Here is a 19,244-nt window from a genome sequence, read left to right as displayed (position 1 = left end):
TGACATATTCCTTCAATTGGACAAGTTAAAATATGTTCAATAAACCAATTCGGATGAGGTGGAAATATGACGAAACTGCAAAGAGGGTCTTCTAATTCTTCAGCAAGCTTGGTCCCTACTAATGGATTTCAATCAGTATTTCGGCAATCTTCTAAATCAATTAAAACCAAATTAGAGAGAGCATTCTTTGACTTTGGGTTACTAATCTTTTTAACGGGATTTTTATTAGGACGAGCGTTGATACTATCACATATTCTCCCGTTTGTATTACCGTTTTTTGCCTCAGTTTATATGATGAAACGTGAGCGTACTGGAATAGCTTTTGTTGCTCTTATGATCGGTTCATTAACTGTGTCAATTGAAACGGTTAGTTATGCATTTGCCACGATTATCCTATTTTTTATCCTTAATATTTTCTTCGCTAGAGTTAAACGACACTATATAGGTCTAGTACCTTTTCAAGTTTTTTTATCAGTATTTATTAGTCATCTATTAATTACTTATGCTTTTCAACAAGAAGTTCTGATGTATGACGTTTTGATGGCATCAGTTGAAGCGGGATTAAGTTTTATTTTAACGATGATCTTTTTCCAAAGTGTGCCTTTACTCGCCATTCCTAAAAGAAAACAGCTTTTAGGGGTTGAAGAAATCGTATGTTTGGTTATTCTTTTAGCTTCAGTTGTGACGGGGACAACTGATTGGTATATTCAAGATTTATCTATTCAGCATATTGTAACTAGATATATTGTCTTACTATTTGCCTTCGTGGCTGGAGGAACGGTCGGTTGTACAGTAGGGGTTGTAACGGGCCTTATACTAAGTTTAGCGAGTGTTTCGAGTCTATATCAAATGAGCTTATTAGCATTCTCTGGATTACTTGGTGGCCTCCTTAAAGAGGGAAAAAGATTAGGTGCGGCAGCTGGTCTATTAATTGGGACATGCCTCATTAGCTTTTATGCTGAGAAACAATCAGATATTATTTTTTCAATCATTGAATCAGTAATAGCGATTGTCTTATTCTTAATAACGCCATCTTTCCTACTTAAACAATTAGCTAAATTAGTACCAGGAACAGAAGAACACTCTACAGATCAACAACAATACTTGCGTAAAATAAGAGATTTGACAGCCAATCGGATTACTCAATTTTCAAACGTGTTTGAAGCATTATCTGCAAGTTTTTCACAGCCTAGCCAGTTTGCACATATTGAGGACGAATTAACTGATGAAGAACTGTTTATTTGCAGTATTTCAAATAAGTGTTGTAATAGTTGTATGAAAAAGGACCATTGCTGGTCAAACAATGGTGACCGAACATATCAATACATGGAAAATATGATGCATTTAGTTGAAAAGGATCAGCTCATTAAGAATGGCCAATTTATGAGAGAGTGGGAGAAATATTGCCAACGTTCTTCAAAAATGGCGGATTTAATGAAGCAAGAGGTTTTCTACTTCCGTGCAAATCAAAGACTTAAAAAACAAGTTCAGGAAAGTAGAAGATTAGTGGCAGAGCAATTGCGTGGGGTTTCAAAAGTAATGGTCGATTTTGCAAAAGAGATTCAACGAGAAAAAGAAAATCATCAATTGCAGGAAGACCAAATCCTACAAGCTTTATTAAACTTTGGAATTGACGTTAGCCAAGTAGAGATTTATAACTTAGAGCAAGGTAATATTGATATAGATATATTAATTCCGTTTGAAAACGAGTACGGTGAATGTCAAAAATTAATTGCGCCAATCCTATCAGATATTTTAAAAGAGACGATTGTCGTGTTAAAAGAAGAGGCAGCGACAATACCGAATGGAGGTAATTACCTAGTTACATTCGGATCAGATAAGGCATTTGTTATTGAAACCGGGGTTGCGACTGCAGCTAAAGGTGGGGGCTTTATTTCGGGTGATGCATTTAAAATAATGGATGTTGGAGCAGGAAAGCACGCTATTGCGATTAGTGATGGTATGGGAAATGGTGAGCGAGCTCATATTGAAAGTAATGAAACACTAAAACTACTTCAAAAAATATTAAATTCAGGTATTGAAGAAACTGTCGCTATTAAATCGATTAATTCGATTTTATCATTACGTACTACTGAAGAGGTCTTTGCTACGCTAGATTTAGCGATGGTCGATTTACACGATGCTTCAGCTAAATTCTTAAAAATTGGTTCATCGCCAAGCTTTGTGAAACGAGGCAAGCAAGTTATCAAAATTGAAGGTAGTAATTTACCAATTGGGATCATAGATGAATTTGATGTAGAAGTCGTAAGTGAGCAGTTAAAAGCTGGAGACTTATTAATTATGATGAGTGATGGTATTTTTGAAGGTCCTAAACATGTTGAAAATTATGAAATGTGGATGAAACGTAAAATAAGTGAATTTGAAACGGATGATCCACAATCAGTAGCAGAGTTGTTACTCGAGGAAGTTATTCGTTCGAATACAGGTGATATTAATGATGATATGACGGTTGTAGTTGCAGTTGTTAAACGAAACTTACCAGAGTGGTCATCAATCTCATCATATAGTGCGATGGCTTAGTAAAATAAAATAAATAAAGGTTTATCCCCTCCCGTAATTGGACAAAATGGTAACAACTTTTACGCGGAGGGGATTTTGTATGTATAAGGGAAAATTAAAACAAATTCTATTAATAACTGATGGTTATTCAAACCATGGTGAAGATCCGTTAGCTGTTTCAAGCCTGGCACAAGAATACGGTATTACAGTAAATGTAATTGGAATTTTAGATGAAAATGTACAAAGTGGTGACGGTTTAAAGGAAATCGAGGAAATTGCTAAAGCTGGTGGAGGGATTAGTCAAGTCGTTTACACAAAGCAACTTTCTCAAACTGTCCAAATGGTTACTAGAAAAGCGATGACACAAACAATTCAAGGATTTGTTAATAAAGAATTAAAGCAAATTTTAGGTGATAGCAATTCGATTGAATCACTTCCTCCTTCAAAACGAGAAGAGGTATATGAGGTTGTAGAGGATATCGGTGAAACTGTAGGTTTAGAAGTTATAATTTTAGTAGATACGAGTGCTAGTATGAAAGACAAACTAGAAACTGTTAAGGAATCATTATTTGATTTACAAATTAGTTTAAACTCAAGAACAGGAGAAAATGCCTACTCGTTATTTATATTTCCCGGGAAACATGACGATGTAGATAAATTACTAGATTGGACACCTAAGTTAGAAAAACTAAACACAATTTTTCCTAAGTTAACGATGGGCGGTATGACGCCAACCGGTCCTGCTCTACGTGAGGCTTTAAACTATTTTAACGAACAAAACTACAATAGAGGTAATAATGGTGATGATGAACAATCAATTGAATGGGCAGATTAATTTAGCGCCTGGGACTCTCATTACTGGAAAGTGGAATAAAAACAAATACGAAATTAAGAGTTTACTTGGAAATGGAGCAAATGGAACAGTTTATCTAGCTTCTGGAAAAACTGGAGATGTTGCTATTAAGCTGAGTAAAGATTCTACTAATATCACGAACGAAGTAAATGTTTTAAAAAAAATCACACAGGTCCAGGATTCAATCCTTGGGCCTTCTTTTATCGATGTAGATGACTATATAATTCCAGTAACAAATGAATGCTGCTATTACTATGTTATGGAATACGTAAATGGTGTAAGTTTACCAAAATTTATTGAAAGAAATGGAATGGAATGGAGTAGTATTTTTATCATACAAGTTTTATCATTGTTAGATAAATTGCACCATAAAGGCTTTATTTTTGGAGATTTAAAAACAGATAATCTACTAGTTACGAAAGAACCAAATAAAATCCAGTGGATCGATTTTGGAGGGGTTACTCAAATTGGACGTGCAGTTAAAGAGTTTACGGAGTTCTTTGATCGTGGTTACTGGGGCTTAGGTTCAAGAAAAGCAGAAGTTTCCTATGACTTATTTGCTGTTACGATGATTTTTATCCACTTGCATTGTAAAAAGCAGTTTTTAAAAAACGGGTTGGGAATAAATCAAATTGAACAAATAATAACGCAAACACAAACCCTTAATCCATATAAAGAATTTCTAATGAAGGGATTAAAAGGGGAATATGTTAATGCGAGTGCTATGAAACAAGCTCTATTAATGTATGAACAAAAGATAAATGCTACAAAAAAGAAGAAGAGTAAAAAGGATCAAGCTACTACAGCACAAACGATGAATCAAACAAGGCAATCGAAAAAGCAAAATCAGACAGCTAATCAATCAACACAATCAAAAAAACATAGCCAGCCTACAAATCAACCTAGAAATTCAACTAATCAGAATCAAAAACCTAACCAATCAACACAGACAAGAGCAGGGAACAATGTCCAAGTGAAGCAAAAGAAAAAAAGAATTCACTGGTTCGAAACGTCGACCATTCTCCTGCTAATGGGCTTGGCTTATGCATTATATTTTTATTATCAGATGTAAATTATAGTACTCCATTTGTGTGAATGGTAACATATAGATATGAATTTTACTTTCATTTAGGAGTATAGGTAAATGGTAATTAATCAATTAAAGGAATTTATAAAACAAAACAATATTATCAGAAATAGTGTAATTGTGATCGGTGTTTCTGGAGGTCCAGACTCAATGGCGTTAGCTCATTCTTTTTTATCAATTAGGGAAGAATATGAGTTCTCGATTATTATCGCACATGTAGATCATATGTTTAGAGGACAAGAATCTTTAGATGATTTAGAATATGTTAAGAACTGGTGCCTCCAAAATAACGTACAATTTGAAGGTAAGAGCATAAATGTGAATCAGTATATCGAGGAAACGGGTTTAAGTAGTCAATTGGCGGCAAGGGAATGTCGATATCGTTTTTTTGACGAAGTGATGAATAAATATGAAGCGAATTACTTAGCGTTAGGTCATCATGGGGAAGACCAAGTTGAAACGATTTTAATGCGCTTAGTAAGAGGTAGCTCGCAGGTCGGTTACGCTGGCATTAGGGAAAAGAGATCTTTTAGTACAGGCGAAATTATTCGTCCTTTTTTAGATTTAAGAAAACAAGCATTAACTACATATTGTCACGAACAAAGTATTATCCCTCGAAAAGATCCAAGTAATGATAAAGATGTTTACACAAGAAATCGATTTAGACATCATATTCTACCTTTTATTTTTGAAGAAAATCCAACTGCACATAAAAGATTCCAGCAGTTTAGTAGACAGCAATTGGAAGATGATCTATATTTAATGGAATTAACTGAAGACGCAATGAATACAGTTATAAAAAATAAAGAAAAGCAAGCAGTCACTATTGACGTTAAACAGTTTTTAAATATGCCTATATCTTTACAAAGAAGATGTATTCATCTAATATTAGATTATGTCTACCTATCTATCCCTAAAGGCTTGACACAAGGGCATCTTAATTCAATTCTGACTTTAATACGAAATGAAAAATCTACGTGGGAGCAGCATTTACCTGGAGGACTTTTTGTCACACGCTCATATAATGAATGCCTCTTTACATTCGAACAAATGAATGTGAAGGATTATACTATTTCTATTAATGAGCCTGGCGAATACGAACTACCAAATGGTTTTTCAATTAAAGTTGAATTAAACAATCAATGTTTTGAACAAAAAAATGACACGTTTATTTGTTCTATCAAGGATGTTTCTTTTCCACTCATTGTTCGGAATCGAAAGAATGGTGATCGAATGTCATTAAAGGGTATGAATGGGTCAAAAAAGTTAAAAGATATATTTATTGATGAAAAAATGAAACAATCATTACGTGATGAATGGCCAATAATTACGGATAGTCAAAATAATATATTATGGGTACCTTTCGTAAAGAAATCTGCATTTGAAAGAAATTTTTCGACAGATGAGTCACTCATTGCAATACAGGTGGTTTCTAAGAGTTTCTAGGAGGAAAAAATGAAACAAGACATTCAACAAGTATTAGTAAGTGAAGAGGCAATTCAACAAAAAGTAGTAGAATTAGGTGCAGTACTAACTGAAGAGTACAAAGACCGCTTTCCACTAGTAGTGGGTGTTTTAAAAGGAGCTCTTCCGTTCATGTCTGACCTTATCAAGCATATTGATACATATATCGAAATTGATTTTATGGATGTTTCTAGTTATGGACATAGTACAGTTTCTTCTGGTGAAGTAAAAATTGTAAAAGATTTAAATACTTCTGTAGAAGGAAGAGATGTAATCATTCTAGAAGATATTATTGATAGTGGTCTAACTTTAAATTATTTAGTTGAACTATTTAAACATCGCAAAGCTAATACAGTTAAAATCGTTACTTTATTAGATAAGCCAAGCGGACGTAAAGCAAATATCGAGGCTGATTTAGTTGGTTTCGAAGTACCAGATGCTTTCGTAGTAGGATATGGTTTAGATTATATTGAACGTTATCGAAATCTGCCATATGTTGGCGTTTTAAAACCTGAAGTTTACACGAAATAAGTCAAGTTTTATTCGTTTGTTTACATGGTATAACTATGCTACTATATAAAGTAATTAAATTGATAGAGAGGAGGTTTGGAATTGAATCGAATTTTCCGTAATACAGTCTTTTACATATTAATCTTCTTAGTTGTGATTGGTGTTGTTACATATTTCAATGGGCCAGAATCTCAAGTTAAGAAAGTAAGTTACGATACATTTTATACTAAGTTACAAAAAGGTGATGTTAGCAGTTTAACATCTATCCAACCTAAAAATGGAGTGTACATAGTAAGAGGTCACTTTACAGACGTAAAAAAAGGCGAATCTTTCCAAACTCAAGTACCAATTAGTGACGAAACGACAAAAATAGTTAACAAAGCAGTTGCTGACTATAATATAAAGGCTAATTGGAATCCAGCTGAAACAACAAGTGCATGGGTGCAAATCTTCACTTCACTCATTCCATTTGTCATTATTTTCATCCTTTTCTTCTTCCTAATGAATAATGCACAAGGTGGCGGAAGCCGTGTTATGAATTTTGGGAAGAGCAAAGCTCGTCTATATAATGACGAGAAAAAGAAAGTACGATTTAAAGATGTTGCAGGTGCAGATGAAGAGAAGCAAGAGCTTGTTGAGGTAGTAGAGTTCTTGAAGGATCCTCGAAAATTTTCTGAATTAGGTGCAAGAATTCCTAAAGGGGTACTATTAGTAGGACCTCCTGGAACAGGTAAAACATTATTAGCAAGAGCTGTTGCAGGAGAAGCTGGAGTTCCATTCTTCTCAATCAGTGGTTCTGATTTCGTTGAAATGTTTGTAGGGGTCGGTGCTTCTCGTGTTCGTGACTTATTTGAAAACGCGAAGAAAAACGCTCCTTGTATCATATTTATAGATGAGATCGATGCTGTAGGTCGTCAACGTGGCGCTGGATTAGGTGGAGGTCACGATGAGCGTGAACAAACATTAAACCAGTTACTTGTTGAAATGGATGGTTTTGGTGCTAACGAAGGTATTATCATCATCGCTGCAACAAACCGTGCAGATGTTCTAGACCCAGCATTATTACGTCCAGGTCGATTTGACAGACAGATTACAGTAGATCGTCCAGATGTAATAGGACGTGAAGCAGTATTAAAAGTTCACTCAAGAAATAAACCATTGGCACCAGATGTAGATTTAAAAGCTATTGCTCAAAGAACTCCTGGATTCTCTGGTGCAGATTTAGAGAATTTATTAAACGAAGCGGCATTAGTTGCGGCTCGTCGTGATAAAAAGAAAATCGATATGCTTGATATTGACGAAGCAACTGACCGTGTAATTGCGGGACCTGCTAAGAAAAATAAAGTTATATCTGAAAAAGAGCGAAAAATTGTTGCGTTCCACGAAGCTGGACATACGGTTATTGGCCAAGTGTTAGACGAGGCTGAAATGGTTCATAAAGTAACAATTGTACCTCGTGGTCAAGCTGGTGGTTATGCAGTAATGCTTCCAAAAGAAGATCGTTACTTTATGACAAAACCAGAATTACTTGATAAAATTACAGGTCTACTTGGTGGACGTGTTGCTGAAGAAGTGGTATTTGGTGAAGTAAGTACAGGGGCTCATAATGACTTCCAACGTGCAACAGGTATTGCTCGTCGTATGGTTACTGAGTTCGGTATGAGCGATAAACTAGGTCCATTACAGTTTGGTCAATCTCAAGGAGGAAGTGTATTCCTTGGTAGAGACTTTAATAATGAACAAAATTATAGTGATAAAATTGCTTATGAAATCGACGTTGAGATTCAAACAATCATTAAAGAATGTTATGCAAAGGCAACTGATATTATTAAGACGCATCGCGATAAATTAGACTTGCTTGCTAACACATTATTAGAAGTGGAAACTTTAGATGCAAAAGGAATTAAGAGTCTTTGGGAACAAGGCACACTTCCTACATCTCCATCTTCAAAAGATGAGGTTAAAGTCAACATTACTAAAAAGAATGATGAACCAACTGAGCCTAAAATCACTGAATAAAAAATTAAGAGTGTCTTTCTAGACACTCTTTCTTTTGTTTATTGGTGGAAATTCAAGTAAGCCAAACCATTAGGGAAATGGGTTCACTGAAGTGTTTTAATAAACCAGTACGAACCTATGTCCACAGCAAAAAGCATCTATTTTTAAACTACTATCAACTTGTGTTATCATTATTTTTATAGTGATTAAAAAATGTACTTGAGACAAAAAATATAAAATAAAAAGTTTTATTTTTGAAATGGAGAGACGGTGGATTATATGTTATTTGTAATCGATGTAGGAAATACAAATACTGTTTTAGGTGTTTACCAAGAAGATGAGTTAATACATCATTGGAGAATTGAGACGAATCGTTATAAAACAGAAGATGAGTACGGTATGGTCATTGGTTCATTACTTGAATATGCAGGTATTGGGTTTGATGAGTTTCATGCAGTTATTATTTCATCAGTTGTCCCACCGATTATGTTCTCACTGGAAAGAATGGCAACAAAATACTTTAAACAAAAGCCACTAATCGTTGGTCCTGGTATAAAAACAGGTTTAAACATAAAATATGATAATCCGAAAGAAGTTGGCGCCGACCGAATTGTTAATGCGGTTGCTGGGATCGCACAATACGGAAGTCCGCTGATTATTGTAGATTTCGGAACAGCTACTACATATTGTTATATAGATGAAAATAAGAATTATATCGGTGGGGCAATTGCACCAGGCATCAATATTTCAACAGAGGCACTCTATACAAAGGCTTCAAAACTGCCTCGTATAGAGCTTTCAAGACCTTCTAATATTGTTGGTCGTACAACTGTAGAAGCAATGCAGGTTGGAATCCTATATGGTTATGTAGGTCAAGTTGAAGGGATTGTAAAACGAATGAAAGTTCAAGCGAAGGTAGAACCTACTGTTATAGCAACAGGCGGACTTGCATCTTTAATATCTAAGGAATCGGATATCATTGATGTCATGGATCCATATTTAACATTAAAAGGTCTACATTTAATTTATAAACGAAATTCATAAAAAGGGGTACAACATGAAAGATTATTTAGTAAAAGCATTAGCTTTTAACGGTGAAGTCCGTGCATATAGCGTTAAATCAACAAATATTGTAAAAGAAGCTCAAGAACGTCATGACACTTGGTCAAACGCTTCTGCTGCATTAGGTCGTACACTAACAGCTGCTACAATGATGGGTGCTATGTTAAAAGGCGATGAGAAGTTAACATTAAAGGTTGAAGGTAATGGACCAATTGGCCATATTTTAGTCGATAGTAATGCAAAAGGTGAAGTGCGAGGATATGTACAAAATCCGCATGTACAAACTGAACTTAACAAACATGGAAAAATTGATGTAGCAAAAGCTGTTGGTACTGTAGGTACAATCTCAGTTGTTAAAGATATTGGTATGAGAGAACCTTTCACAGGTTCAGTACCTATTGTATCAGGTGAACTTGGTGAAGACTTTACTTACTATTTTGCTGTATCTGAACAAACACCTTCATCTGTAGGTGTCGGCGTATTAGTAAACCCAGATCATTCGATTTTAGCAAGTGGAGGATTTATTATTCAAATCTTACCTGGTGCAAGTGAAGAATGTATCAAGCAAATTGAAAATCGTTTAAAAACAATTAAACCAGTTTCTAAACTAATTGAAGAAGGCCTGACGCCAGAAGAAATTTTATATGAAGTGTTAGGAAAAGAAGAGGTTAAAGTTTTAGAAACGATGGATGTAAAATTCCAATGTCAATGCTCAAGAGAGAGAATTGAGGGTGCTCTTTTAAGCATTGGTAAACAAGAATTGGAATTAATATTAGAAGAGGATGGAGAAGCAGAAGTAACATGTCATTTCTGTAATCAACCTTATCATTATTCTGATGAACAATTAAAAGAATTAATTAACAAATTGTAGGTGAAAATTGAAGGAATTTGTCGAGCTTTCTTTTCATAATTTATTATGGATTTCATACAAGTTATGTATAGGAGAAAGTAATTGACAGATTCTTTTGTTTTTTACATAATGTATATTAAACAGGTCAATATACTAGGAATTAGGAGTGGATGAAATGAAAGTTGCAAATTCAGTTTACGAATTAATCGGTAGAACTCCAATTGTAAAACTTAACAGATTAGTAGACGAGGACAGCGCGGAAATTTACTTAAAACTAGAGTTTATGAATCCTGGTAGCAGTGTTAAAGATCGTATTGCACTTGCGATGATTGAGGATTCGGAGAAAAAAGGTTTAATAAAACCAGGTGATACAATTATCGAACCAACTAGTGGAAATACTGGTATCGGATTAGCAATGGTAGCAGCTGCTAAAGGCTATAAATCAATTCTAGTAATGCCAGAAACAATGAGTATTGAGAGACGAAACTTATTACGTGCATATGGCGCAGAATTAGTTCTAACTCCAGGCCCTGAAGGAATGGGAGGAGCAATTCGTAAAGCTGATGAATTAGCAAAAGAAAATGGATATTTCGTTCCACAGCAGTTTAATAATATTGCAAATCCTGAAGTTCACCGTTTAACAACTGGTCCTGAAATTGTTGAACAAATGGGAGACCAACTTGATGCATTTATTTCAGGAGTAGGTACAGGAGGAACAATCTCCGGTGCAGGAGCTGTTTTAAAAGAAGCTTACCCTAGAATTAATATTGTCGCAGTTGAACCTGAGGACTCTCCAGTTTTATCAGGTGGTAAACCAGGTCCGCATAAAATTCAAGGTATTGGAGCAGGTTTTATCCCTGAAACATTGAACACGGATATTTATGATGAAATCGTTAAAATCAAAAATGACGATGCAATGGAGACGGCTAGAAAAGTAGCAAAAGAAGAAGGTATACTTGTCGGTATCTCTTCTGGTGCTGCAATTAGTGCTGCTTTACAAGTTGCAAAAAAACTTGGAAAAGGTAAAAAAGTACTTGCGATCATTCCAAGTAATGGAGAGCGTTATTTAAGTACAGCATTATTCCAATTTGAGTAATTTTTTGATGGATTAAATAATAAATTTAAAATCCCTTTGCAAGTGAGCAAAGGGGTTTTTTGTTTTTCCATAAAATGCTTTGATGTATACTTCTTACTTTTTGTGTAAAATGAAAAAAGAAGCGCTATCAGAGGGGGATATTCACATGAATTATGAAATCTTTTCAAAAGTTATCAAATATACTACACCTTTCTTTAAATACTTTGTAGAAACGGCAAAAGAGAAAAAGAATGCCGTTCTTCTTGAAAGTGGTCGTGACGGTAGATATTCAATTATGGCATCTAATCCTGTTGCGAAGTTATATGGGAAAGATAATAAATTAACGATCGAAGTAGGGATTGAAGGATGCTCCGGGAAAGTGGAGTATGAAGGGAATCCAATTGAATTAGCAAAGGAATATCTATCTAAATACACAACGGAAAAAAGAGATGACCTACCACCATTTCAAGGTGGGGCAATCGGTTATTTCACATATGACTGTAACCATTATATCGAAGACCTACCGACAATGGCTGAGGATGTCTACAATATTCCAGATGTTTATTTATTAATCTTCCATGAAGTTGTTATTTATGACCATCAAGAAAATCAATTATATTTTATTGTTATAGATGAAATGAAAAATGCTGATCAGGCACAAGAACGAATAGACTCTTTAGAAGAGTTCTTCATTAGTGAAATTGAGCAAATCGATTTATCTAGAAGAATTTCTACCGAAGAGATTGAAAAAACGATTTATATGTCTGAACAAAAATTTACGGATGCTGTTGGAAATGTTAAAGAATATATCAGTGCGGGGGATGTATTCCAGGTGAATTTATCCGTGCTACAATCTGAGACGCTTGTCACAGACCCACTGTATATATATGAGCAGCTTAGAGAAATAAATCCTTCACCATATATGTCCTATTTAGATTTTGACGAGTTTCAAATTGTTAGTTGCTCACCAGAGCTATTAGTAGCAAAACGTGATCAAGAAGTTTGGACAAGACCAATAGCGGGTACAAGGTCTCGTGGTAAAACAGTTGAAGAAGAACAACAATTGATGGAAGAACTACGTTCAAATGAAAAAGAACAAGCTGAGCATATTATGCTAGTTGATTTAGAGCGCAATGATTTAGGAAGAGTATGCGAATATGGAACTGTTGAAGTAGACGAACTATTAGTAATCGAAAAGTATTCGCATGTAATGCACCTTGTTTCAAATGTTAGAGGTGAGCTACAAAAGGATAAAGATTCATTTGACTTATTAAAAGCAGTATTTCCCGGGGGAACAATAACAGGAGCTCCGAAAATCCGTACAATGGAAATTATTGAAGAACTAGAGCCGACCAAGCGTGGCATTTATACAGGTTCTGTTGGATGGATTAGCTTTACAGGAGATATGGAGTTGAATATTACGATTCGAACAATGATTACAAAAGATCAGCAAGCTTTTGTACAAGCTGGTGCTGGCATTGTAATTGATTCTAATCCAAAACATGAGTATTTAGAAAGTCTTAAGAAAGCTCAAGCTTTATGGACAGCTAAGAAAGTAAGCGAAGAAAAAGCCAAGTTGGGTGGGAATGTAAAATGATATTAATGATTGATAATTATGATTCATTTACCTATAATCTAGTTCAATATTTAGGCGAATTAGGTGAAGAGTTAATTGTAAAACGAAATGATGAAATTACTTTAGAAGAAATCGAAGCATTAGCCCCATCTTATTTGATGATTTCACCAGGTCCTTGTACACCAAACGAAGCTGGAATCAGTTTAAAAGCAATTGAACACTTTGCTGGGAAAATCCCAATTTTAGGCGTATGCTTAGGTCACCAATCAATCGCTCAAGTGTTTGGAGGAGACGTAGTGCGTGCAGAACGCTTAATGCACGGAAAAACATCGGCAATTACACATGAAGGTTTAGGATTATTTAATGATCTACCATCACCAATTGATGTGACACGATATCACTCTTTAATTGTTAAAAAAGAAACTTTCCCTGAGGAGCTAGAAATAACAGCTTGGACGAATGAGGGAGAAATCATGGCTTTAAAACATAAGACATTACCGATTGAAGGAGTACAATTTCACCCGGAATCGATTATGTCACAATTCGGTAAAGAAATGCTTAGAAACTTTTTAAAAGCATATAAACCGTCTAGGAGTACAGTATGAAACTATATTTTAATGGAGAATTCTTGAACGATCATGAAGTGAAAATATCTCCATTTGATCATGGCTTTTTATATGGCTTAGGAGTATTTGAAACATTTCGGATCTATAATGGGCATCCATTTTTATTATTTGATCATTTAAAGCGTTTAAGAAAGTCGTTATTGAAACTGAATATCGAGTGGGATTTGCTAGATGAGGAAATACAAACGATTTTAAATAGGTTAATTGAAATAAATGAGTTACAAGATGCGTATATACGTTTAAATGTTTCAGCAGGTGAAGGTGAAATAGGTTTATACACTGGTATATATTCGAATCCAAATACAATCATTTTTATTAAACCTATGTATGAAAGTAATATCTTAGAGAAAGAAGGGGTAATACTAAATACCCCTCGAAACTCTCCTGAAGGAAAAGAGCGTTTAAAGTCTCATCATTATTTAAATAATATTATCGGTAAAAAAGAAATCGGTAACTCACCAAGTATAGAAGGAATCTTTTTAAACAAAGATGGGTTTCTTTCAGAAGGTATTGTTTCAAATCTCTTCTTTATTAACCAAGGTCAAATATATACACCACACGTTGATACGGGAATCTTGAATGGGATAACGAGACAGTTCGTGATTCATTGGGCCAAATTAAAAGGGATTATAGTAGAAGAAGGCTTCTACACAGAGCAAGAGCTGTTAAAAGCGGATGAAATATTTATTTCAAACTCGATCCAAGAAATTATTCCCGTTACAGTAATTGGCGAGCGGATCTTTAATGTTAGTGAAAGTAGCGTATTAAAGGATTTGCAAAAGGATTATAGACTGCACCGAAAAACCTTATTAAGCATGAATGAAATGGAAAGAAGTGAACAAGCGTGAGAAGAGCAACAAAACCCTTGATTTGTGGAAATTACTCATTACCAATTCAGAATGAAACAATTGTAATGGGGATTTTAAACGTAACCCCTGACTCATTTTCTGATGGTGGTCGATACAACGAAATTGAATTAGCGATACAACATGCAAAGAAGTTAATTGCTGATGGAGCAAAAATCATAGATGTAGGTGGGGAATCGACAAGACCTGGAGCTGCCATAGTTGACGAAGACGAAGAGTTAAGAAGAGTTGTTCCGATTATTAAAGCGTTATCTAACGAAATTGATGTCCCAATTTCCATTGATACATATAAATCTGAAGTGGCAAAACAAGCTGTTGAAGCAGGAGCTACAATCATTAATGACGTTTGGGGAGCAAAGAAAGACCCTAAAATTGCTGAAGTGGCTGCTGCGTACAATGTTCCAATTTGTTTAATGCACAATCGAACAGATGAAAACTATTATAGTTTAATGAGTGATCTTGTCTGTGATTTAGTTGAAAGTATTAAAATAGCAAAACGCGCAGGCGTAAAGGATGAAATGATTATTTTGGATCCGGGTGTTGGTTTTGCAAAATCAGCTGAGCAGAATTTAGATGTTTTAAACCAAATGGAGCAAATCAAAGCGCTGGATTATCCAGTGTTACTTGGTACTTCTAGAAAAAGGTTTATAGGGGAGGTACTTGGTACTGAAGTACATGAGCGAATGGAAGGTACAGGGGCTACAGTCTGTTTAGGTATTACGAAAGGCTGCGAAATTGTACGAGTACATGATGTATTAGCGATTTCCCGTATGGCTAAAATGATGGATGCAATGTTAAAGATTGGAGTAAAAAATGGATAAAATTTATGTAACAGGTATGAGATTTTATGGATACCATGGTGTATTTAAAGAGGAGAAAACATTAGGGCAACGATTTAATGTTGATTTAATTGTCGAATTAGATACAAAAAAAGCAGGAGAAACAGATGATTTGGCGTATTCAGTAAGTTACGCAGACTTATTTAAAACCTGCGAAGAAGTAGTTCAAGGTCAGTCTTATGATTTAGTAGAATCAGTGGCTGAAGAAATTGCCAAACAAATATTAAATACATATGATTTAATTCAACAATGTACTGTAAAAGTCATAAAACCAGATCCACCAATACCAGGACATTATGATTTTGTAGCCGTTGAAATAACAAGAGGTCGCATATGAAAAATGAATCATATTTAAGTTTAGGAACGAATATAGGCGACCGAGAAGGTTTTCTTACAAAGGCTATTAGGGAATTAGTGAATCATCCCGACATTCAAGTAGAACAAATCTCTTCTATCTATGAAACAGACCCAGTTGGATACGTAGACCAAGATCCATTTTTAAATCTCGTTATTAAAATTTCTACCAATTTGACACCACTTCAATTACTTGATGTTACGCAAGGAATCGAAAAAAGTCTTGGCAGAAAAAGGGAATTGCGTTGGGGTCCAAGAACAATAGACCTTGACATTTTACTCTATAATCACGAAGATATAGAAGTTGAGCACCTAAGAATACCGCACCCGAGAATGTTTGAAAGAAGCTTTGTATTAATCCCCTTAAAAGAAATTAACCAATCAATTAAGGTTGAAACTAAATTTTTAGAGGATAAAGGAGTTCGATTATGGAAGCTGAAAAGTGGGGTAGACGGATTAGGGCTTTTAGAAAATTAAAAGGTTTTACCCAAGAAGGCTTTGCAAAAAACCTTGGAGTTTCTGTTTCTGTGTTAGGTGAAGTTGAACGAGGGAATCGTATGCCGACTGAACAATTTTTGCATGATTGTGCAAAACAATTAAAAGTAAGTGTAGAGGAATTATCAATATAGAGTTTTCTTGTAATAGAAGGAGGATGGGATGTGCTAAAAATTGGTGACATCGAGATGAAAAATCCCGTCGTATTAGCACCGATGGCTGGAGTTTGTAACTCAGCTTTCCGTTTAACTGTAAAAGAATTTGGTGCAGGTTTAGTATGCGCAGAAATGGTAAGTGATAAAGCTATTCTTCACAATAATAAAAGAACATTAGATATGCTTTATATGGATGAACGTGAAAAGCCATTAAGCTTACAAATTTTTGGTGGTGAAAAATCAACATTAGTTGAAGCTGCTAAGTACGTTGACGAAAATACGAATGCAGATATTATTGATATTAATATGGGGTGTCCTGTTCCTAAAATTACAAAAGTAGACGCAGGAGCTAAATGGCTTTTAGACCCAAACAAAATTCATGAAATGGTATATGCTGTAGCACAGAATGTAAGTAAACCAGTTACAGTTAAAATGCGACTTGGATGGGATGACGATCACATTTATGTTGTAGATAATGCAAAAGCAGTTGAAGCAGCAGGTGGAAAAGCAGTTGCGGTGCATGGTCGTACGCGTTATCAAATGTATGAAGGGAAATCTGATTGGAGCTGGATTAAAGAAGTTAAAAATCATGTTTCGATTCCTGTAATCGGTAATGGTGATGTAGAGACTCCTCAAGATGCCAAGCGTATGTTAGATGAAACAGGCTGTGATGGTGTAATGATTGGTCGTGCTGCATTAGGAAATCCATGGATGATTTATCGTACAGTTAAATACTTGGAATCTGGTGTATTAATGCCTGAGCCAGAAGCGCGTGAAAAAATTGATGTATGTTTATTGCATTTAGACCGTTTAATTGATTTGAAAAATGAACATGTAGCTGTAATGGAAATGAGAAAACATGCAGCATGGTATTTAAAAGGTTTGAAAGGCACTTCATTAGTTCGAAACCAAATTAACGAGGTTAGTACTCGTACTCAAATGGTTGAAGTATTAACAACATACGTTAATGAAGTGGGAGAAAAAATGAAAGCTACTCAAGCTTTGTAAGTTTGACAGGTTTCGCTTGACAAAATATAATAAGTTATAGTAAACAAAACTGCCAGATCGAAATACTGGCAGTTTTTCTATTAAAATCATATTGTATTTAAATATTTATTGAATAATTACGTGGAGTTGAGAAAATGAGTCACGAAGAATTAAATGATCAAGCCCTTATACGTAGGGAGAAATTAAAAACACTTGAAGGAAAAGGTATCGATCCATTCGGTAAAAAGTTTGTGCGAACACATTCTTCAAATGATTTATTAGCACAATTTGACCAGTTTTCTAAGGAAGAATTAGAAGAAAAAGCGATTGTTGTTTCATTTGCAGGTCGAGTAATGACTAAACGTGGTAAAGGTAAAGCTGGATTTGCACATGTTCAAGATTTAAATGGACAAGTTCAAATCTATGTTCGTAAAGATGCTGTAGGCGAAGAACAATATGAAATCTTTGATATTACTGATTTAGGTGACATTGTAGGTGTTACTGGTGTGGTATTTAAAACGAATGTAGGGGAATTATCTATTAAAGTTAAAGAATATACATTCCTTTCAAAAGCGTTATTACCACTTCCTGATAAATTCCATGGTTTACAAGATGTTGAACAACGTTACCGTCAAAGATATTTAGATTTAATGAATATGGATAGCCGACAAACATTTATTGCTCGCAGTAAAATTATCCAATCTATGAGACGTTATTTAGATAGCCAAGGTTATTTAGAAGTTGAAACTCCTATGCTACATGCTATTGCAGGTGGAGCTTCTGCAAGACCGTTTATCACGCATCATAACGCGCTTGATATGGAATTATATATGCGTATTGCAATTGAGTTACACTTAAAACGACTAATTGTAGGTGGACTTGAAAAAGTATATGAAATTGGTCGTGTATTCCGTAATGAAGGTATTTCTACTCGTCATAACCCAGAGTTTACGATGATTGAATTATACGAAGCTTATGCTGATTATGCTGACATTATGGAACTTACAGAGAATCTAATTGCTCATATCGCTAAAGAAGTTTTAGGTACTACTACTATTCCTTACGGTGAGTACACAGTCAACCTAGAGCCAAAATGGACTAGACTTCACATGGTAGATGCGATTAAAGAAGCTTGTGGAGTAGATTTCTGGCCAGAGATGTCAGTCGAGCAAGCAAGACAATATGCTAAAGAACATAATGTTGAAGTTAATGAGAATATGTCTGTTGGTCATATTATTAACGAATTCTTTGAACAAAAAGTTGAAGAAACATTAATTCAACCTACATTTATTTATGGTCACCCTGTAGAAATTTCACCGCTTGCGAAAAAGAATGCTGACGATCCACGTTTTACTGATCGTTTTGAGTTATTCATTGTGGCACGTGAACATGCTAACGCATTTACAGAGTTAAATGATCCTATTGACCAAAAAGAGCGTTTTGAAGCACAGCTTAAAGAACGTGAGCTTGGTAATGACGAAGCACATATGATGGATGATGATTACATCGAAGCATTAGAGCATGGTATGCCACCAACCGGTGGACTTGGAATAGGTATTGATCGATTAGTTATGTTGTTAACTAATTCTCCTTCAATCCGTGACGTTCTATTATTCCCATTAATGAGACATAAATAAGATTGAACGAACTGGCTAAAGGAATACTTTTAGCCAGTTTTTTATGAATGAATGTATCTTTTTAAAGGAATAAGGACATCATTTATTTATTGGAATCCGGTAGAAACTGTCTGAATAAAAAGAATTTAAAATTAGGTATTGTATTTTGTTTTTATAGGTGTTATATTATTAAACGTTGTCACATTAACACGAAATGACAACGAAAAAAAACTTTTAAAAAAACATTGACAACATTCCATAGAAAATGTTAAGATGTTTAAGTCGCCTCGGAGCGACAAAGTGAACTTTGA

Annotated in this window: 18 protein-coding genes; all 18 read left to right on the top strand. The window is 34.9% G+C overall.

Annotated features, from left to right (window positions below; genetic code table 11):
* The first annotated feature begins 66 nt into the window (after positions 1-66).
* Positions 67-2,541, top strand: a complete 2,475-nt coding sequence (gene spoIIE, locus CN514_RS04020; RefSeq protein ID WP_098231491.1) for a stage II sporulation protein E — start codon at positions 67-69, stop codon at positions 2,539-2,541.
* Between the two features lie 79 nt (positions 2,542-2,620).
* Positions 2,621-3,355, top strand: a complete 735-nt coding sequence (locus CN514_RS04015; protein ID WP_098231490.1) for a VWA domain-containing protein — start codon at positions 2,621-2,623, stop codon at positions 3,353-3,355.
* The gene (locus CN514_RS04010; protein WP_176525783.1) at positions 3,324-4,445 is read left to right on the top strand and encodes a protein kinase domain-containing protein; all 1,122 of its coding nucleotides are present in this window, start codon (positions 3,324-3,326) and stop codon (positions 4,443-4,445) included. Before CN514_RS04015 ends, CN514_RS04010 begins: the two co-directional genes overlap by 32 nt.
* A 72-nt stretch (positions 4,446-4,517) precedes the next feature.
* Positions 4,518-5,906 carry a tRNA lysidine(34) synthetase TilS gene (gene tilS, locus CN514_RS04005; protein ID WP_098231488.1) on the top strand — a complete coding sequence of 463 codons (1,389 nt, stop codon included), beginning with the start codon at positions 4,518-4,520 and terminating at the stop codon, positions 5,904-5,906.
* Between the two features lie 9 nt (positions 5,907-5,915).
* Positions 5,916-6,455, top strand: a complete 540-nt coding sequence (gene hpt, locus CN514_RS04000) for a hypoxanthine phosphoribosyltransferase (protein ID WP_088014785.1) — start codon at positions 5,916-5,918, stop codon at positions 6,453-6,455.
* 81 nt (positions 6,456-6,536) lie between these two features.
* Complete coding sequence (gene ftsH / locus CN514_RS03995; RefSeq protein ID WP_098231487.1) at positions 6,537-8,453, top strand: ATP-dependent zinc metalloprotease FtsH; 1,917 nt, start codon at positions 6,537-6,539, stop codon at positions 8,451-8,453.
* 258 nt (positions 8,454-8,711) lie between these two features.
* Positions 8,712-9,476, top strand: coding sequence for a type III pantothenate kinase (locus CN514_RS03990; RefSeq protein WP_098231486.1), 765 nt, complete (start codon positions 8,712-8,714; stop codon positions 9,474-9,476).
* A 13-nt stretch (positions 9,477-9,489) separates the two neighbouring features.
* Positions 9,490-10,365, top strand: coding sequence for an Hsp33 family molecular chaperone HslO (gene hslO, locus CN514_RS03985; RefSeq protein WP_098231485.1), 876 nt, complete (start codon positions 9,490-9,492; stop codon positions 10,363-10,365).
* A 154-nt stretch (positions 10,366-10,519) separates the two neighbouring features.
* Entirely contained in the window at positions 10,520-11,440 is a 921-nt protein-coding gene (gene cysK / locus CN514_RS03980) for a cysteine synthase A (protein ID WP_098231484.1), read from the top strand.
* A gap of 145 nt (positions 11,441-11,585) precedes the next feature.
* Positions 11,586-13,016 (top strand): anthranilate synthase component I family protein, encoded by a 1,431-nt coding sequence (locus tag CN514_RS03975; RefSeq protein WP_098231483.1) that lies wholly within the window; start codon positions 11,586-11,588, stop codon positions 13,014-13,016.
* A complete protein-coding gene (pabA, locus tag CN514_RS03970) occupies positions 13,013-13,600 on the top strand; it encodes an aminodeoxychorismate/anthranilate synthase component II (protein WP_098231482.1) in 588 nt (195 codons plus the stop codon). Before CN514_RS03975 ends, pabA begins: the two co-directional genes overlap by 4 nt.
* Positions 13,597-14,469 (top strand): aminodeoxychorismate lyase, encoded by an 873-nt coding sequence (pabC, locus tag CN514_RS03965; RefSeq protein WP_098231481.1) that lies wholly within the window; start codon positions 13,597-13,599, stop codon positions 14,467-14,469. The genes pabA and pabC overlap by 4 nt, the downstream gene beginning before the upstream one ends.
* A 65-nt stretch (positions 14,470-14,534) precedes the next feature.
* The gene (folP, locus tag CN514_RS03960) at positions 14,535-15,308 is read left to right on the top strand and encodes a dihydropteroate synthase (protein WP_098231501.1); all 774 of its coding nucleotides are present in this window, start codon (positions 14,535-14,537) and stop codon (positions 15,306-15,308) included.
* The gene (gene folB / locus CN514_RS03955) at positions 15,301-15,663 is read left to right on the top strand and encodes a dihydroneopterin aldolase (protein ID WP_056474411.1); all 363 of its coding nucleotides are present in this window, start codon (positions 15,301-15,303) and stop codon (positions 15,661-15,663) included. The genes folP and folB overlap by 8 nt, the downstream gene beginning before the upstream one ends.
* Positions 15,660-16,157: a 2-amino-4-hydroxy-6-hydroxymethyldihydropteridine diphosphokinase gene (gene folK, locus CN514_RS03950; RefSeq protein WP_098231480.1), complete on the top strand. Its 498-nt coding sequence runs from the start codon at positions 15,660-15,662 to the stop codon at positions 16,155-16,157. Before folB ends, folK begins: the two co-directional genes overlap by 4 nt.
* Positions 16,109-16,309, top strand: coding sequence for a helix-turn-helix domain-containing protein (locus tag CN514_RS03945; protein ID WP_056474403.1), 201 nt, complete (start codon positions 16,109-16,111; stop codon positions 16,307-16,309). The genes folK and CN514_RS03945 overlap by 49 nt, the downstream gene beginning before the upstream one ends.
* A gap of 30 nt (positions 16,310-16,339) precedes the next feature.
* A complete protein-coding gene (gene dusB, locus CN514_RS03940; RefSeq protein WP_098231479.1) occupies positions 16,340-17,338 on the top strand; it encodes a tRNA dihydrouridine synthase DusB in 999 nt (332 codons plus the stop codon).
* 134 nt (positions 17,339-17,472) lie between these two features.
* Positions 17,473-18,954 (top strand): lysine--tRNA ligase, encoded by a 1,482-nt coding sequence (gene lysS / locus CN514_RS03935; RefSeq protein WP_069033980.1) that lies wholly within the window; start codon positions 17,473-17,475, stop codon positions 18,952-18,954.
* Positions 18,955-19,244: the final 290 nt, after the last annotated feature.

This window comes from Bacillus sp. AFS001701 (assembly GCF_002559405.1).
Lineage (GTDB): Bacteria > Bacillota > Bacilli > Bacillales > Bacillaceae_G > Gottfriedia.
The sequence above is the reverse complement of the archived record's forward strand: the minus strand, read 5'-3'. Positions and strand labels throughout refer to the sequence as shown.

Bases quoted from the DNA above. Each gene is read 5' to 3' on its own strand.
- hpt (WP_088014785.1), top strand. From the start codon at position 5,916: ATGAAACAAGACATTCAACAAGTATTAGTAAGTGAAGAGGCAATTCAA.
- pabA (WP_098231482.1), top strand. From the start codon at position 13,013: ATGATATTAATGATTGATAATTATGATTCATTTACCTATAATCTAGTT.
- tilS (WP_098231488.1), top strand. From the start codon at position 4,518: ATGGTAATTAATCAATTAAAGGAATTTATAAAACAAAACAATATTATC.
- folP (WP_098231501.1), top strand. From the start codon at position 14,535: ATGGGGATTTTAAACGTAACCCCTGACTCATTTTCTGATGGTGGTCGA.
- CN514_RS03945 (WP_056474403.1), top strand. From the start codon at position 16,109: ATGGAAGCTGAAAAGTGGGGTAGACGGATTAGGGCTTTTAGAAAATTA.
- hslO (WP_098231485.1), top strand. From the start codon at position 9,490: ATGAAAGATTATTTAGTAAAAGCATTAGCTTTTAACGGTGAAGTCCGT.
- spoIIE (WP_098231491.1), top strand. From the start codon at position 67: ATGACGAAACTGCAAAGAGGGTCTTCTAATTCTTCAGCAAGCTTGGTC.
- CN514_RS04010 (WP_176525783.1), top strand. From the start codon at position 3,324: ATGATGAACAATCAATTGAATGGGCAGATTAATTTAGCGCCTGGGACT.
- cysK (WP_098231484.1), top strand. From the start codon at position 10,520: ATGAAAGTTGCAAATTCAGTTTACGAATTAATCGGTAGAACTCCAATT.
- CN514_RS04015 (WP_098231490.1), top strand. From the start codon at position 2,621: ATGTATAAGGGAAAATTAAAACAAATTCTATTAATAACTGATGGTTAT.
- CN514_RS03990 (WP_098231486.1), top strand. From the start codon at position 8,712: ATGTTATTTGTAATCGATGTAGGAAATACAAATACTGTTTTAGGTGTT.
- lysS (WP_069033980.1), top strand. From the start codon at position 17,473: ATGAGTCACGAAGAATTAAATGATCAAGCCCTTATACGTAGGGAGAAA.
- folK (WP_098231480.1), top strand. From the start codon at position 15,660: ATGAAAAATGAATCATATTTAAGTTTAGGAACGAATATAGGCGACCGA.
- folB (WP_056474411.1), top strand. From the start codon at position 15,301: ATGGATAAAATTTATGTAACAGGTATGAGATTTTATGGATACCATGGT.
- pabC (WP_098231481.1), top strand. From the start codon at position 13,597: ATGAAACTATATTTTAATGGAGAATTCTTGAACGATCATGAAGTGAAA.
- CN514_RS03975 (WP_098231483.1), top strand. From the start codon at position 11,586: ATGAATTATGAAATCTTTTCAAAAGTTATCAAATATACTACACCTTTC.